16 protein-coding genes are annotated in these 13,837 nt (G+C 73.2%); 8 read left to right on the top strand and 8 right to left on the bottom strand.

The window, feature by feature from the left end; translation table 11 throughout:
- Nucleotides 1-41: 41 nt before the first annotated feature.
- Complete coding sequence (locus ASG40_RS18900) at nt 42-1,298, bottom strand: ABC transporter substrate-binding protein (protein WP_055889246.1); 1,257 nt, start codon at nt 1,296-1,298, stop codon at nt 42-44.
- A gap of 143 nt (nt 1,299-1,441) precedes the next feature.
- Between ASG40_RS18900 and ASG40_RS18895 the strand changes: the two genes are divergently transcribed.
- The 7 genes from ASG40_RS18895 (at nt 1,442) to ASG40_RS18865 (ending at nt 6,974) form a co-directional block, all read left to right on the top strand.
- Nucleotides 1,442-1,957 carry a DUF3280 domain-containing protein gene (locus ASG40_RS18895; RefSeq protein ID WP_055889242.1) on the top strand — a complete coding sequence of 172 codons (516 nt, stop codon included), beginning with the start codon at nt 1,442-1,444 and terminating at the stop codon, nt 1,955-1,957.
- A gap of 92 nt (nt 1,958-2,049) precedes the next feature.
- Complete coding sequence (locus ASG40_RS18890) at nt 2,050-2,778, top strand: (5-formylfuran-3-yl)methyl phosphate synthase (RefSeq protein ID WP_055889239.1); 729 nt, start codon at nt 2,050-2,052, stop codon at nt 2,776-2,778.
- Nucleotides 2,768-3,364: an amino acid kinase family protein gene (locus ASG40_RS18885; RefSeq protein ID WP_055889235.1), complete on the top strand. Its 597-nt coding sequence runs from the start codon at nt 2,768-2,770 to the stop codon at nt 3,362-3,364. Before ASG40_RS18890 ends, ASG40_RS18885 begins: the two co-directional genes overlap by 11 nt.
- Before the next feature lie 17 nt (nt 3,365-3,381).
- On the top strand, nt 3,382-4,848 hold the full coding sequence (locus ASG40_RS18880; RefSeq protein ID WP_055889467.1) for a DUF6513 domain-containing protein: 1,467 nt from the start codon (nt 3,382-3,384) through the stop codon (nt 4,846-4,848).
- 4 nt (nt 4,849-4,852) lie between these two features.
- Nucleotides 4,853-5,449, top strand: coding sequence for a DUF447 domain-containing protein (locus tag ASG40_RS18875; RefSeq protein WP_055889231.1), 597 nt, complete (start codon nt 4,853-4,855; stop codon nt 5,447-5,449).
- Nucleotides 5,450-5,478: 29 nt separating this feature from the next.
- Nucleotides 5,479-6,009 carry an SRPBCC family protein gene (locus tag ASG40_RS18870; protein WP_055889228.1) on the top strand — a complete coding sequence of 177 codons (531 nt, stop codon included), beginning with the start codon at nt 5,479-5,481 and terminating at the stop codon, nt 6,007-6,009.
- On the top strand, nt 6,006-6,974 hold the full coding sequence (locus ASG40_RS18865; RefSeq protein WP_082524153.1) for a YncE family protein: 969 nt from the start codon (nt 6,006-6,008) through the stop codon (nt 6,972-6,974). Before ASG40_RS18870 ends, ASG40_RS18865 begins: the two co-directional genes overlap by 4 nt.
- A 9-nt stretch (nt 6,975-6,983) precedes the next feature.
- Here the strand turns inward: ASG40_RS18865 and ASG40_RS18860 are convergent, their stop codons facing one another.
- Together ASG40_RS18860 and ASG40_RS18855 are read right to left on the bottom strand one after the other, a co-directional pair.
- Nucleotides 6,984-7,184 carry a hypothetical protein gene (locus tag ASG40_RS18860; protein ID WP_055889225.1) on the bottom strand — a complete coding sequence of 67 codons (201 nt, stop codon included), beginning with the start codon at nt 7,182-7,184 and terminating at the stop codon, nt 6,984-6,986.
- Nucleotides 7,181-8,278: a hydantoinase/oxoprolinase family protein gene (locus ASG40_RS18855; protein ID WP_200944283.1), complete on the bottom strand. Its 1,098-nt coding sequence runs from the start codon at nt 8,276-8,278 to the stop codon at nt 7,181-7,183. The genes ASG40_RS18860 and ASG40_RS18855 overlap by 4 nt, the downstream gene beginning before the upstream one ends.
- Nucleotides 8,279-8,303: 25 nt before the next feature.
- Between ASG40_RS18855 and ASG40_RS18850 the strand changes: the two genes are divergently transcribed.
- Entirely contained in the window at nt 8,304-9,002 is a 699-nt protein-coding gene (locus tag ASG40_RS18850) for a HisA/HisF-related TIM barrel protein (protein ID WP_055889222.1), read from the top strand.
- A gap of 138 nt (nt 9,003-9,140) precedes the next feature.
- Here the strand turns inward: ASG40_RS18850 and fae are convergent, their stop codons facing one another.
- The 5 genes from fae to ASG40_RS18825 all read right to left on the bottom strand — a co-directional run bounded on the left by fae (nt 9,141) and on the right by ASG40_RS18825 (nt 13,776).
- On the bottom strand, nt 9,141-9,653 hold the full coding sequence (gene fae / locus ASG40_RS18845; RefSeq protein ID WP_055889218.1) for a formaldehyde-activating enzyme: 513 nt from the start codon (nt 9,651-9,653) through the stop codon (nt 9,141-9,143).
- Between the two features lie 234 nt (nt 9,654-9,887).
- Nucleotides 9,888-10,706 (bottom strand): triphosphoribosyl-dephospho-CoA synthase, encoded by an 819-nt coding sequence (locus tag ASG40_RS18840; protein ID WP_055889216.1) that lies wholly within the window; start codon nt 10,704-10,706, stop codon nt 9,888-9,890.
- On the bottom strand, nt 10,703-11,611 hold the full coding sequence (locus ASG40_RS18835; protein WP_055889213.1) for an ATP-grasp domain-containing protein: 909 nt from the start codon (nt 11,609-11,611) through the stop codon (nt 10,703-10,705). Before ASG40_RS18835 ends, ASG40_RS18840 begins: the two co-directional genes overlap by 4 nt.
- A 123-nt stretch (nt 11,612-11,734) precedes the next feature.
- Complete coding sequence (mch, locus tag ASG40_RS18830) at nt 11,735-12,721, bottom strand: methenyltetrahydromethanopterin cyclohydrolase (RefSeq protein ID WP_055889211.1); 987 nt, start codon at nt 12,719-12,721, stop codon at nt 11,735-11,737.
- Nucleotides 12,718-13,776 (bottom strand): ATP-grasp domain-containing protein, encoded by a 1,059-nt coding sequence (locus ASG40_RS18825; RefSeq protein ID WP_082524152.1) that lies wholly within the window; start codon nt 13,774-13,776, stop codon nt 12,718-12,720. The genes mch and ASG40_RS18825 overlap by 4 nt, the downstream gene beginning before the upstream one ends.
- Nucleotides 13,777-13,837 lie beyond the last annotated feature (61 nt).

Below are 13,837 nucleotides of genomic sequence, written 5' to 3'. Positions count from 1 at the left end.
GCATCGCCGCAGCCGGGCCGGTCGGCGGAGCCTGCCGCCCGTCAGCGCAGCTTGCAGGTCGTCTCCGGCTGGTCGACGCCCAGCGTGTCCAGCGGCGTGCGCTGGTGGATGAAGCCCTGCTCGGGCGCCACCGTCACCATCGCCTTAGCCTGCGCCACCACGATCGGTTGGCGCAGCTGGTGGTCCCACGGGCGGTAGCTCAACGACACACCCTTGTAGGCCGGCAGGCCGAAGGCGGGGTCGGCGAAATACGGCACCAGCACCGCCGGATCGGCGGTCTTCTTCTGGGTCGCCGCCTCGCCGACCGTGCGGACCGCCGCCCAGGCCTGGTAGTCGAGGGGGCGCATCAGCCGGCCGGCCTGACGCCGGAACCGGTTCTGCGCCTGGGCCGCCCCCCAGGTCTCCAGCGTCGGGTGCCAGGTGGTGGCGATCAGCCCCTGCGTGCCCGCCACGGGGCGCGGGTCCACCGTGCGGAACGGGACGTAGTCGCCCCAGTCGTTCGCCTCGTCGGCGACCACCGCGAGGTCGTAGTCGAGGCCGCGGGTGAACACCATCGCCTCGGCGCGGGTCGGCGTGTCGCCGCGCGCCCGCGCCAGGGGGCCGAAGGTCCAGGGTTTCTCGGCGTTGATCTTGAGCGAGAACTTTTTCGCCGATTTCCGGAACGCGTCGGCATAGAGCCCGTCGGCCTCGTTGGGGCCGACGATGAGGAACATCTTGCGCCAGCGCATCAGCGTGAAGAACTGCGCCAGGGCGTCGGTCTGCATCGCCCGGCTCGGGACGACGTGGAAGACGTTGGCGCGGCACTCGGCTCCCCGCAGGGCGTCGTCGGGGGCGGCGGTGTTGAAGACCGTGACGCCCTCGCCCTTCACCGCGTCGGCGACCGCCAGCACCTCCGCCGCCGGCAGGGCGAGGACGAGGTAGCGGATGCCGCGCGAGGCCAGGTCCCTGGCCGCCGCCACGGCCGCGTCCCGCCCCTGCTCGGGCGTCAGGGCGACCTCGTCGAGGGCGTAGGTCTGCTTGGTGAAGCGGCCGGTGGTGTTGTTGTCGCGCACCGCCATGCGGGCGCCGGCGACCCCCTCGTCGTCGGGCACGGCCTCGGCGTCGTAGGAGGACGGGGCCGGCTGCGGCCGGTAGATCAGGCCGATGTGGGTATCGCCGGGCGCCGCCGCGGGCGGCGTGGCGCCCTGTCCCTTGGTCTCCTGAGCCAACGTCTCCTGAGCTGCCACCGGCATCGGGACGAGCCCCGCCGAGGCTGCGGCGAGGGCGAGGGCGAGGAGGGGCCGGGATGAAGCGTGCATGCGGCCGGCACGCTAACAACATTGCGGGTTCGCGCTCAACGCCGGATGCATAAGGAAACGCTAAGGAGCCGCCGTCGCCGTTGCCCGGCGCCCGCCGGGTGCTATCTGAGGTCGGCCGGCACCGATGAGAGGCTAGAGATCGCATGACCGTCGTCTTCAAGTCCCTCGCGGGCGCCCTCGCCCTCGGCCTGATGCTGCCGGGCGTCGCCTCGGCCGCCCCCGACAAGGTGGCGATCTTCGGGATCGAGCTCAACGATCCGGCCGTGGTCGGCGGCCGCAAGGCCCGGCCCGACGAGGTCCGCCGCCTCGGGCTCGTCACCGAGGAACTGCGCAAGGCGCTCACCGCCACCCTGGAGCCGGTGGACGTGGCGCCGCAGGCGACCGAGATCACGAAGCAGGCGCCACTGTTCAAGTGCGAGGGCTGCGCCGCGACGATCGCCAAGGCCCTGGGCGCCGATCTCGCCGTCACCGGCTACGTCGACAAGGGCTCCAACCAGATCTTCAACCTCAACGTCGCCATCTCGGACGCCGCCACCGGCAAGGTGCTGCGCGCCGGTCAGGCGGTGATCCGCGCCGACACCGACGACACCTGGGCCCACGCCATGCGCTGGATCGTCAAGAACCGCCTCCTGGCCGAGCCGTTGCCGAACCGCTCGTGAACGGCGTCGTCCCGGCCCGCGCTCGCTCGTCGCCGGTCGCCCCGAACCGACCGCATTGATCATTCGGCGCGCGTATGACACCCCACGGCCCCATGACCCGGCCTGAGCCCCATCTGTCCGTCCGAGCGGCTCCGCGCCTCCTCGTGAGCGTGCGCGACGCCGCCGAGGCGGAGGTCGCCCGTGCGGCGGGAGCCGACCTCGTCGACGCCAAGGATCCCGCCCGCGGGGCGCTGGGCGCCCTTGACCCGGCCCTGGTCCGTGCCATGGTGGCCCGCATCGGGGACCGCGCGACCACCAGCGCCGTGGCCGGCGAGCCGCGGGAGGCGGGCGACCTCGTCGCCAAGGTCGCCGCCATGGCCGCGACGGGGGTCGACTACGTCAAGGTCGCGCTCCCTCCCGGCCTGCGCTCCGGCCGCGACGGCCTTCGCGAGGCGGCGGATGCGGCGCGCGGCCGCCTCATCGCCGTGCTGTTCGCCGAGGACGGGCTCGACCTCGCCGTCCTGCCGACCCTGGCCGACGCCGGGTTCGTCGGCGCGATGATCGATACGAACACCAAGGACGGGCGCCGCCTCACCGACCGCATCGCCGTGCCGGCTCTATCCGCCTTCACCGCCGCCTGCCGAGCGGAGGGGCTGGTCTCGGGGCTGGCGGGCTCCCTGGCGCTCGCCGACATCCCGGCCCTGTCGGACCTCGGCGCCGGTTACCTCGGCTTTCGCGGCGGCCTCTGCCGGGGCGGCGACCGCCGGGGCGACCTCGATCCGGCTCGCATCGCCGAGGCCGCCCGGCTCCTGCGCGCCGGAGGCCGCCGCGATGCCGCCTGAGGCGACGCCTTTGAGCGTGGTGAAGGTCGGCGGCAGCCTGCTCGCCGATCCCGCCCGCCTCGCCCGCCTGCTGTCGGACCTCGCCGAAGGGCGCGAGGGAGCCGTCGTCGTCGTGCCCGGCGGCGGCGGCTTCGCGGATGCCGTGCGCGCGGCGCAGGCCATCGCGCGCTTCGACGACGGCGAGGCCCACCGCCGCGCCCTCGACGCCATGGGACGCATGGCGGCGTGCTTCGTCGGGATCGAGCCGAGGCTGAGGATCGCGAAAACCCTCGCCGCGTGCCGGAGCCTGTCCGAGGCCGGCGCCACCCCGGTATGGGACCCGGTGATGCTGCGGGCCGGGCACCCCGGCATCGCCGAATCCTGGGCCGTCACCTCCGACAGCCTCGCCCTGTGGCTGGCGGGCGAGATCGGGGCGCGGGCCTGCATCCTGGAGAAGTCCGTCGCCGTGCCGGCCGGCGCCGGTCCGGCCGAACTCGCCGCGACCGGTCTCGTCGACGCCGCCTTCCCGGACTTCGCCCGGCGCTTTGCCGGCCGCATCGTGGTCCGCGGCCCGGGCTGCGCCGCGCCGGACCGGGCCGCCGCATGAGCGCCGCAGGCAAGAGCATGAGCGCCCCCGAACACCTCGTCTTCATCACCGGCAAGATGGCGCGGGCCCGGCTGGAGAAGGTCGCCGCCACCCTGCCGGCCGACCGGTTCGCCTGGAGCATCGCCGATGCCGGGGTGAAGGTCGCCGCGCTGATGACCGAGGAGATCATCCGCCGCCGGGTGACGATGCCCGAGGGCGCCACCCGCATCGTCCTGCCCGGCCGCTGCCGCGCCGACCCCGAGGCCCTGAGCCGGCATTTCGGCCTGCCGGTGGAACGCGGCCCCGACGAGGTGGTGGACCTGCCCGCCCACCTCGGGCTCGCCGGCCGCACCATCGACCTCTCGAAACACGACCTGCGCATCTTCTCCGAGATCGTCGATTCCTCGAAGATGACGCCCGAGCAGATCCTGGCCAAGGGCCTCGACCTCGCCCGGCGCGGGGCCGACGTGATCGACCTCGGCGGCCTGCCCGACACCGACTTCCCCCATCTCGAGGAGAGCGTGCGCCTGCTCAAGGGCGCCGGGCTCAAGGTCAGCGTCGATTCGTTCTCCCTCGACGAACTGATCCGCGGCGCCAGGGCCGGGGCCGACTTCCTCCTCAGCCTCAACGAGGAGACGCTCGATCTCGCCTTCGAGACCGACGCGGTGCCGGTGCTGGTGCCGATGCGGCCCGACGACCTGCCCTCCCTCGACCGGGCGATCGAGCGGATGGAGAAGGCCGGGCGCCCCTACATGGCCGACCCGATCCTGGAGCCGATCCACTTCGGCTTCGTCGAATCGATCACCCGCTACCACGAGATCCGCCGGCGCTGGCCAGGCATCGAGATGATGATGGGCACCGGCAACCTCACCGAGCTCACCGAGGCCGACAGCCTCGGCGTCACCGCGCTGCTGGTGGGGATGTGCTCCGAGCTGAGCGTGCGCAACGTGCTCATCGTCCAGGTCTCCAACCACACCCGGCGCACGGTGGAGGAGCACGACGCCGCCCGACGGGTGATGTTCGCCGCCAAGGGCGACGCGGCCCTGCCCAAGGGCTACGGCCGGGAGCTTCTGGCACTTCACGACAAGCGCCCCTTCGTGCAGACCTCGGACGAGATCGCGGCGCAGGCGGCCGAGGTGCGCGACCCCAACTACCGCATCGCGGTGGCCGAGGACGGCGTCCACGTCTACAACCGCTCCGTTCACGAGGTCGGCACCGACGCGATGGCGTTCTTCCCTCATCTCGACGTCGCCACCGACGGAGGCCACGCCTTCTATCTCGGCGGCGAACTGACCAAGGCCGAGACCGCCTGGCGGCTCGGCAAGCGCTACGTGCAGGACGAGCCCCTGCGCTGGGGGGCCGCCGCCGATCCGGTCGCCGAGGACACCACCGCGTTCAAGGCCGCCGGGCCGACGCGGGGCACCGGCTCTCCCTCCGCGGCGGAACCCGCCGCCGAGGCCGGGCGTATCGTCTGCGGCAAGCTCGTGCCGGCCGGGGAGCGTTGAGTCGGTGCCCTTGATCCTGGAAACCGTGGTGACGACGCGCTCGGCCGAGGGCGACGTCCATCTCGTGCCGTTCGGCCTGATCGAGGACGGCGGGGAGTGGATCCTCGCCCCGTTCCGGCCCTCGCCCACCATCCTCAACCTCGAGGCCAACCCGGTGTTCGCCGCCTCGAGCCCGCGCGACATCCGGGTGATCGCCGGCGCCGTCACCGGCCGGCGCGAGTGGGCCACCCTGCCCTGCGCGGTCATTCCCGGCGTGCGCCTGGCCGAGAGCTTCGGCCATGCCGAGTTCGAGGTGGTGGCGGTGGAGGAGGACGAGACCCGCCCGCGTTACCGCGGCCGCATGGTCCATCGGGAGAGCCACACCCCGTTCATCGGCTACAACCGGGCACAGGGCGCGGTGCTGGAGGCGGCGATCCTCTCGACGCGCCTGACCATGCTGGAGCCCGAGAAGATCCTGACGGAGATGGCCTACCATGCCATCGCGATATCCAAGACCGCCGGGCCTGCCGAGCGCGAGGCCTGGAGCTGGATCGAGGACAAGGTCGCCGCCGCCCTCGGGCGCGACGGTCCCGTCCTCGCACAACCCGACGCCGCCGGCTAAACCGCGGCTCGTCCAAGGAGAACGAACACATGAAAGTCATGACGCTGGCCGCCGTGGCGGCGCTCGCCACGGTGTCCTTCGCGGCGCAGGCCCACGGCCCGACCCGCCAGAAGGTTTCGGACTCGATCGAGATCGCCGCCCCCGCCGACAAGGTCTGGGCCGTCGTCGGCGAGTTCCAGGACGCGAGCTGGATCCCGGTGGTCGAGAAGACCGAGGGCAAGGGCGGCAACGACGCCAAGGCCACCCGCGTGCTGACGCTCAAGGGCGGCGCCACCGTCGAGGAGGAGCTCAACAAGCGCGACGCCGACAAGAAGAGCCTCTCCTACCGGATCACCAAGGTCGACGTGAAGACCCTGCCGGTGAACGACTATTCCTCCACGATCGAGGTCGAGGGCGACGGCGCCAAGACCAAGGTCACCTGGAAGGGGGCGTTCTACCGGGGCTACATGAACAACGATCCCCCGGCCGACCTCAACGACGAGGCCTCCAAGAAGGCGGTCCTCGGCCTCTACAAGGCCGGCCTCGAGAACCTGAAGACGAAGGTCGAGAAGGGCTCGTGAGCCGTCCGCGCCTCGTCGCGGCCTGCCTCGTCGCGCTGATCGCGACGGCTCCCGCCGCGTCGGCGGCGCAGGCCGCGTCGGCGGCGCAGGCCGTGGTGACGGTGCAGGGCGCCAATGCCGTCGAGATCGTCGATCTCGACGGCGGCGCCGTCGTCGCCACCATCCCGGTGGCGGGCTCGCCCGCAGGGGTCGCGCTGTCCCCCGACAGGGCCACCGCCTACGTCACCCGGCCCGATGGGCCGGGGCTGGCGGTGATCGACCTCGCCGCCCGCAAGGTCGTCGGCCTCGTCCCCCTCCCCGGCGGGCCGCTCGGCATCGCCGTCGATCCGGTCTCCGGGGCGGTCTACGTGGCCGATTGGTACGCCGCCCGCGTCTTCGTCCTGGTGCCGAGGGACGGCACCCTCGCCCTCGACGGCGAGATCGCGGTGGGCGCCTCGCCCTCGGGCCTCGCCGTGACGCCGGACGGTGCCACGCTGCTCGTTGCCAACCGCGAGGACGATTCCGTCTCCATCGTCGCCCTCGCCACCCGGCGCGAGACGGCACGCGTCAAGGTCGGCCACCACCCCTTCGGCCTCACCCTCGATGCGACCGGCGCGCGCGCCTACACCGCCAACGTCACCGGCAACGACGTCTCGGTGATCGACGTCGCCGCCGCCCGCGAGGTCGGCCGGGCCGCCACGGGCGAGCGGCCCTACGTGGTGGCTCTGGCCGGGGGGCGCGGCTTCGTCACCGACCAGTACGGGAACACCGTGACGGTGTTCGACCTCGCCACCCTGAAGACCCTCAAGACCATCGACGTCGGAGACCATCCCGAAGGCATCGCCGCCACCAGGGACGGACGCCGGCTCTATGTCGCCAACTGGGGCGACAACACGCTGAGCGTGATCGATGCCGGCACCCTCGCCGTGACCGGGGAGATCAAGATGTCGGACGGACCGAGGGCGTTCGGAGATTTCTTGCGCTAGCCCCTCGCCTCACGCCGCCTCAGGCGGCTCGCCGGTCCCCTCGTCGGCCGGCGAGTTGAGGATATCCTCCAATTCGTCGATCAGCCGGTCGACCTGATCGGGCGTCGCCAGCAGCTTGAGGGTCTGGCCACCCTGGGTTGCGATGGCAAGCTCGATGTCGGCGCCCGAGCGCGCGGCGAGGATGCGGGCGAGTTTCTGGGCGTGGCTCATGAGGGGCTCCGGTCGGATGGGGGCGAGGTCGGGCCCGGCGCTACCTCGGCGAGCAGGGCCACCGCCACGGCCGGGCCGCAGGTGGAAGCCCATTCCGCCCCCTCCCCGCTGGGAAGCCGAGGGGCGATCAGGTCGGTGAAGGCGACGCCGGCGCGGCCGAGGCGCCGGGCCAGGCGCTCGGCCAGGAAGCGGCCGGCGCCGCAGACCACGAGGGGCGCGTCGCCGGGCATGTCGGGGTGCGACAGCAGCCGGGCGGCCGCGTCGTGGACGAGGCGCAGCTGCGCCTCCGCCACATGGTCGGCGAGCGCGCGCCAGTCCGCCGTGCCGCCCTCGCCGTGGTCGCGTCCGATCATCCGGGCGAGCCGCGTCTCACTCTCGGGGACGGACTTGCCCTTGAGGTCGGCGCTGTCCTGCTGGTCGGCGCCGGCGGGGAGGTCGCCGGTGATCCGGTAGACGTCCGCCGTGGTGGCGAAGACCTCCGCCATCAGCGCCGTGCGCCGGCCCCGGAACGGAACGTGGCGGCACAGGGCCAGCACCGGCGTGCGCACCACCCCGGTGTAGACGAGTTCGCCCGTCTCCAGCCGCTCGGCGTCGCTGTAGCCGGTGGCCGCCGGCAGCCCGTCGCGGATCGGGATCAGGTCGGCGGTGGTCGAGCCGATGTCCACGAGGAGGCCCGCGCGAACGCCCTGCCCAGCCAGGGCCGCGGTGGCGTGCCAATTGGCCGAGGCGATGTCGGCGGCCGCTCGTCGCGCGGCTTCGGGCGCGACGAGGCCGGCGCGTCCGCCGTAGATCGCCACCGGTCCGCGCAGGGTCCGTGCGGCCCACTCCGCGATCTGCCCGACGCCGTCGGTCCGGTCCGAAAAGCAGTCGGTGAGTTCGCCGGTCATGGTGACGGCGTGGCGGGCCTGTCCGCGAAAGACCTCCGGCAGCAGGCCGAGGGCGTCGTCGATGGCGCCGACCCCCTCCCACAGCCGGCACGGCGCCTGGACCACCTCCACCACCCGGCCGTCCCGCACCAGGGCCGCCTTGACATGGACCCCCCCGAGATCCCAGCCGATCACCGGCGACGTCGAGGGCAGGGCTGGATCTGTCACGGCGGTGGCTCGACGGAGGAAACGGATGGGCGACGCGTTCGAGGTGATCCCGGTGATCGACCTGCGCCACGGGCTGGTGGTGCGGGCGCGGGCCGGGATGCGCGACTCCTATGCCCCGATCGTGACGCCCTTGGCAAAGGGGTCCGCCCCCGCCGACGTCGCTCGCGGGCTGATCGGGGCGACCGGTGCCGCGACCCTCTACGTCGCCGACCTCGATGCGATCGTGGAGGGCGCAAGCCCGGATCTGGCGAGCCTGCGCCGGATCGCGGCGGCCTGCCCGGGGGTGACGCTGTGGGTCGATGCGGGATTTCGCGATCGTGATTCCGCCGATGCATTCCTGAGTGAAGAGCTCGGCCGGCCGGTGATCGGCAGCGAGAGCCAGACGGATGCGGCCCTGGTACGGGCGCTCGGCGACCGGGCGGTGTTCTCCCTCGATACCCGCGGCGGGCAGGCCCTGGGGCCGGCGTGCCTCCACGCCGATGCACAGGCCTGGCCGGGCGAGGTGATCGTGATGACCCTGGCCAGCATCGGCACCGGGGCGGGGCCGGACATGGCGCGGCTCGCAGGCCTCGCGGCGGCCCATCCCGGCCGGCGCTTCTACGCGGCGGGCGGCGTGCGCGGGCCGGAGGACCTCGCGGCGCTGGCGGCGATCGGGGTCGCCGGGGCCCTGGTCGCCTCGGCGATCCACGACCGACGCCTCGGCCGCGGTGCGGTCACGGGGTGACGGGGCCGCCAAAAAGAATGGGGCGGCCGAAGCCGCCCCACGCAAAGAAGTTCATCGTCCGAGGAAGATGGAAGCCAGTCGCTGGAGCAGGCCCCGCGGTACGGGCGGAGGCTCGCTCTGCCCAGGACTGCCCCCAATCTAAGCGTTCGCGGCGAAGGGGTGCGAGGCCGAGTTGCGCTGCTCGGTGACGACGGCCGCGGTGGGCTCGCCCTTCACGGCGCGCTCGATCGAGAGCTTGACGGCGTCGTAGTTGTACTTCTGGATCTTGGCGTCGTCGGCCGCTTCCCAGTGGATGAACACGCCGACCAGGATGAACAGGTCGTCGGCTTCGTCGGCCGGGATGGTGCCTTCGGCAACCGCGTCCTGGACGGCCTTGGCGACGCCGTGCTGAGCAGGGCCGAACATCTGGACGGCCTGACGGGCGTCGTTGATGGTGACCTTGTTGAACATCAGGGTGTTGGGCTTGCAGGGCAGGTTCGGCGCGATGACCGCGAGCAGGCTGGTGAAGCCGTGCTTGTTGTTCACGAGGCCGTTGCAGAAGGCGGTCTCGGCAGGCGAACCGCGCGGTCCGATGATGAGATCGATGTGGGCGACCTCGTTGCCGTCGCCGACGAGAGCCTCGCCGACCATAACCTTGGTGATTTTCGCCATGTGGGGTTTCTCCCGGTAGTCTTGAAAGACGCGGCCGCATCCGGAGTCGGACGCGGCCCAAAGCCATCCTTGTTCACGGCGTCCAGCCCCGTTCGGGCCGGACCGGTTTGCCCGGATCGCGGCGCGGACCCTACTCTGGGCTCCTGCCCGGAACAACCCGCCTGCGGCCGGGAGGGTGCGGAATTATCGAGCGGCCACCATCCGGGGACGAGGAGGGCTCGCCGGCCGTCGGGCTCACGCCACGAGCTGGGCGAGGGCGTCGCAGAACAGGGTCGCCACGGTGAAATCGGCGCTGGTGCCCGGGTTGATCGCCTGGGCCTTCAGCCGCGCGTCGTGGGCGAGCAGGGCGGAAACGGGGCCCGTCGCCAGGTCGAGGGACAGCAGGGCCCGGGCTTCGCTGCGCACCGCCTCGGCCCGGGCCGCCCCGTGCTTGCGGGCCACATGGCTGTCGGGCACGGCCGCGAGATAGGCGAGGAACACGGCCGTGGTCGTCCAGGGCGGCGCCAGCCCGCGGCCACGGGCGGCGGCCAGGGCCGGCAGGCCGATGGCGGCAAGATCCGAGAACCCGGTGACGTAGGCCCCGGCGATGCGGTCGCGCGGGGCGGCCTCGGCCATCGCCGCCAACAGGGAGGCGGGGGCGGCCTCGTGGACGTCGTGGCGCGCCGCGGCGCCGAGCCCGCCCGGATTGGCGATCCGGATTGCGGCGAAGACGTCGGCGGCGTCCTGCGCCTCCAGCCCGGCCAGCACGTCGCCGAGCGGGATGCCGCGTTCGGCGGCCATGGCCAGGGGGGCGCACAGGAGCAGGATGCCGAGGTTGGTGTTCTGGCCCACGGCCGCCATCGTGGCCTCGACCCCGCCCAGCACCCGTTGCCCGAGGCCGGCCCCGGCCTTGGCGAGGTGGGGCGCCGAGACGGCGGCGCTGGTGACGAAATCGGCCGCGTCCATGCGGTGGCCGGCCGAGAAGACGTGGACGTTGCCGGGCTTCAGCGCGTCGAGTTCGGCCAGGCAGCAGGCCTCGTAGGCCGCCGCAACGGCGGCGGGCGGGAGCGTCACGCCACCACCAGCCGCGGGGCGTGGCCGGCGCGCACCGCCGCCAGGAAGCCGCGCGCCACGCTGAGCGCGATGTCGACCTCGGTGACCTTCTGCAGGCCCGACCAGGCCGGCATCGAGTTCACCTCGAGCACCTGGAAGCCGCCCTCCCCGTCCTCGACGAGGTCGACGCCGGTGTAGTCGACGCCCACCGCCTGCGCGGTACGCTCGGCGAGGTCGGCGGCCTGGCGCGGCATCGCCCAGGGCAGCGGCCGGCCGCCGCGGTGGACGTTGGTGATCCAGCCGTCGCCCTCGCGGATCATGCCGGCGATGGCGCGGCCCTCGCAGACGAAGACGCGGAAGTCGCGCCACAGCCCGTCGCTGCGCGGCACGTAGCGCTGCAGGTAGTAGACCCGCGACACGGCCGCCTCGTCGGGCAGGTCCTCCGGTCGTTCGACGAGCTGGAGCCCCTCTCCCTGCGACCCGAACAGGGGTTTCAGGACCAGCGGACGGCCCGGGGCCGCCTCGCGGGCGACGATGGCGGCGGCGGCCTCGCGCCTCGAGACCACGAAGGTGTCGGGCGTCGGCAGGCCGGCGCGGGCGATGAGCAGGCTCGTCATCGCCTTGTCCACCGAGCGCTCGATGGCCACGGGCGCGTTCCAGACGGTGGTGCCCGCCGCCACCAGGGCGTGCAGCACGCCGAGCCGCATGGTGGTCGCCTCGAAGGTCCCTCCGGCGACGGTGCGCAGGAGGACGCCGTCGGGCAGGCCGTCGGGGAAGCCCGGCACCCGCAGCGGCTCGCCCCCGTCGGTGACGATGGCGACGTCGGCCAGCGAGAACAGCACCGGCTCGGCCCCGAGCGTCCGCAGGGCCGCCAGGAGGCGCCCCTTGTGCCAATTGCCGTTGTCGGCGGCGAGCCCGATGCGCATGGAGGTTTTCTCTGACGTCACCCGCCCCCTTCGTGGGGAGGGTGGCCCGCGAAGGGGGTCGGGAGAGGGGATCGCCGCCATATCCGAAGCGGTCGCGATCCCCCGTCTACCCTGTGGAAGCGCTCAGCTGAACGAGGCTTCCACCAGCTCGGGCATCAGCTTGCCCCCGCGAAAGCTCTCGCCGGTGGTGAGCGAGGTCACGATGACCTCGGCCGGGCTGAACAGGGCGCCGTCGATCTTGTAGAAGTCGCCGTTCACCCGCGAGAAGATGTCGGCGAAGGGCGCGCCGTGGTCGGCGGAGGTCGTCGAGGGCAGCTGCTCGGCGAGCTGGCGGGCGTCGGCCGAATCGGCCTCCACGAACAGCTGCACCCGGCCGCCGTAGATGATGGCGTCGTTGGTGCGGCCCATCGCCTTGACGAAGTCGGGATGCTGGGGCGAGAGCGGCGCCGAGCCGATGCCGTCCACGATCTTGTGGAGGTCGAAGCCGACCGTGTGGGCCTTGTGCAGGGCGACCTCGAGGACGCGGGCCACCACCTGGGTGGAACCGGCGAGGCTCTGGGTCGGCGCGTAGATGAAGGTCACGGCCTCGGGCGACAGGCCTGCCGCCTCGGCGACCTTGGCGACGACGGAGGCCGGGGGCGCGCTGGCGCTCTCCAGCACCAGGGCGGTGGCGCCGGCGGCATCGCGATATCCGAGTTCCTTGTAGAGGTCCTCGACCACCGCCAGCGCCCGGCCGGGGCCCGACCCCAGGGCGAAGAAGCCGGAATCGCCGGTCTCGTCGGCGAGACTCCAGCCGGCGTACTGGCTGCCGAGGCAGGCGAGCACCGGATCGGCGGCATGGACCACCACCGAATACGGCCAGGCCGCGATCGGCCCGGTGGGGGAGATCGTGACGGTGCCCAGCCCCCCGAGGCAGATCTCGGCGATGCGCCGGCCGGCCTCGATCGATCCGCGCGCGCGAGCGCCGGCATCGACCATGCGCGCGCCGTGCGCCGTGGTCACCGACAGGCGCAGGCTCTCGGCCTCGGCCACCAGCCGCTCCACCAGGGGGGCGGTGAGGCCGTTGAGGCTCGGGCTGGTGCGGACGGGGCCGGTGTGGGTCGTGCTCATCGATGGACTCCTTGAGAACCGAGGCGGGCGCGGAGCCTGTCGGCCCTCGCCTGCGAGATCGCGCGCGCGTCCGATGCGTCCCGTCCCGTGGCGACCACCGTGCAGAGCGGCGCCCCCCGTGCGACTGGGGAGCCGGCGCGGGGGCGGTCACGCACGTGGTCGGGCCAGTCGAGGGGGGGCACCGGGGCGTAGTCGGTGGTCGCGTAACAGATCCGCGCGGCCGCCGCATCCACCGGAACGTCGCCGACGGACAGGAGACGGCCGAGATGGGCCGCCACATGCGCCGACAGCAGCGGTTCTGGGCGCCGGTCGAGGACGTCGAGGGTGGCACCGGGGCGCGGGTTGATCTCCATGAGCCACCAGGCCCCGCCGTCGACCAGGATGTCGGCGCTGGCGAGCCCCGTGAGGCCGGTGGCGGAGACGAGCGCCGCCGCCGCCCGCGTCACCGCGGCGACGAGGGCGGGAGGCAGCAGGGGCGTGGCGTCCCGCGCCTGCTCGACGGCGCCGCCGTAGCGGAAGGGCCGGATCCGCGAAGGGTCGCTCCATTGCGCCGTGACCCCGACCGCGGCGATGTCGCGGCCGTCGGCGAGGAAGGCGAGGGCGTGGGCATTTCCCCTCACCCGCGCCTGGAGATAGGCGCCCGGCGGCGGCGCGGCGGCGGTCGCCGCGCGGATGTGGCTGCCGCCCGAGCCGCCGTCCCGCTTCAGGAGCCAGGCCTTCGGGTCGGCGACCGCCCCGCGGGTGACCGCCGGATGCGGGATGGCGAGGCGCTCGCACAGGGACGCGAAGCGGATCGGGTCCTTCAGCGCCGCCACCGCATCGGCCGAGGCGCCGAGCAGGCGATGGCGCGTCGCGATTCTCGCGACGAGGTCGGGGGCATCCTCGAACCCGGAGCCGAGCACGATGCCCAGCGGCGTCGGGCCGGTGGCCGCGAGGTCGTCGAGGTGCGCCAGCAGGGCATCGCCGTCGAGGCGGCCGGCGCCGAACCGCCCCGCCGCCAGCCGGTGGCGTCCCGCCAGCGCCAGGGTGTCGGCATCGCCGAACAGGTCGACCACCAGGGGGACGAGCCCGGCCCGGCGCGCCGCCTGCGCCAGGGCGCGGCCCGATTGCGCCGCG

Source organism: Methylobacterium sp. Leaf399 (genome assembly GCF_001424525.1).
Taxonomy (GTDB): Bacteria; Pseudomonadota; Alphaproteobacteria; order Rhizobiales; family Beijerinckiaceae; genus Methylobacterium.
The sequence above is the reverse complement of the archived record's forward strand: the minus strand, read 5'-3'. Positions and strand labels throughout refer to the sequence as shown.

Bases quoted from the DNA above. Each gene is read 5' to 3' on its own strand.
- ASG40_RS18885 (WP_055889235.1), top strand. From the start codon at position 2,768: ATGCCGCCTGAGGCGACGCCTTTGAGCGTGGTGAAGGTCGGCGGCAGC.
- ASG40_RS18900 (WP_055889246.1), bottom strand. From the start codon at position 1,298: ATGCACGCTTCATCCCGGCCCCTCCTCGCCCTCGCCCTCGCCGCAGCC.
- ASG40_RS18860 (WP_055889225.1), bottom strand. From the start codon at position 7,184: ATGAGCCACGCCCAGAAACTCGCCCGCATCCTCGCCGCGCGCTCGGGC.
- fae (WP_055889218.1), bottom strand. From the start codon at position 9,653: ATGGCGAAAATCACCAAGGTTATGGTCGGCGAGGCTCTCGTCGGCGAC.
- ASG40_RS18880 (WP_055889467.1), top strand. From the start codon at position 3,382: ATGAGCGCCCCCGAACACCTCGTCTTCATCACCGGCAAGATGGCGCGG.
- ASG40_RS18890 (WP_055889239.1), top strand. From the start codon at position 2,050: ATGACCCGGCCTGAGCCCCATCTGTCCGTCCGAGCGGCTCCGCGCCTC.
- ASG40_RS18870 (WP_055889228.1), top strand. From the start codon at position 5,479: ATGAAAGTCATGACGCTGGCCGCCGTGGCGGCGCTCGCCACGGTGTCC.
- ASG40_RS18835 (WP_055889213.1), bottom strand. From the start codon at position 11,611: ATGCGCATCGGGCTCGCCGCCGACAACGGCAATTGGCACAAGGGGCGC.
- ASG40_RS18850 (WP_055889222.1), top strand. From the start codon at position 8,304: ATGGGCGACGCGTTCGAGGTGATCCCGGTGATCGACCTGCGCCACGGG.
- mch (WP_055889211.1), bottom strand. From the start codon at position 12,721: ATGAGCACGACCCACACCGGCCCCGTCCGCACCAGCCCGAGCCTCAAC.
- ASG40_RS18895 (WP_055889242.1), top strand. From the start codon at position 1,442: ATGACCGTCGTCTTCAAGTCCCTCGCGGGCGCCCTCGCCCTCGGCCTG.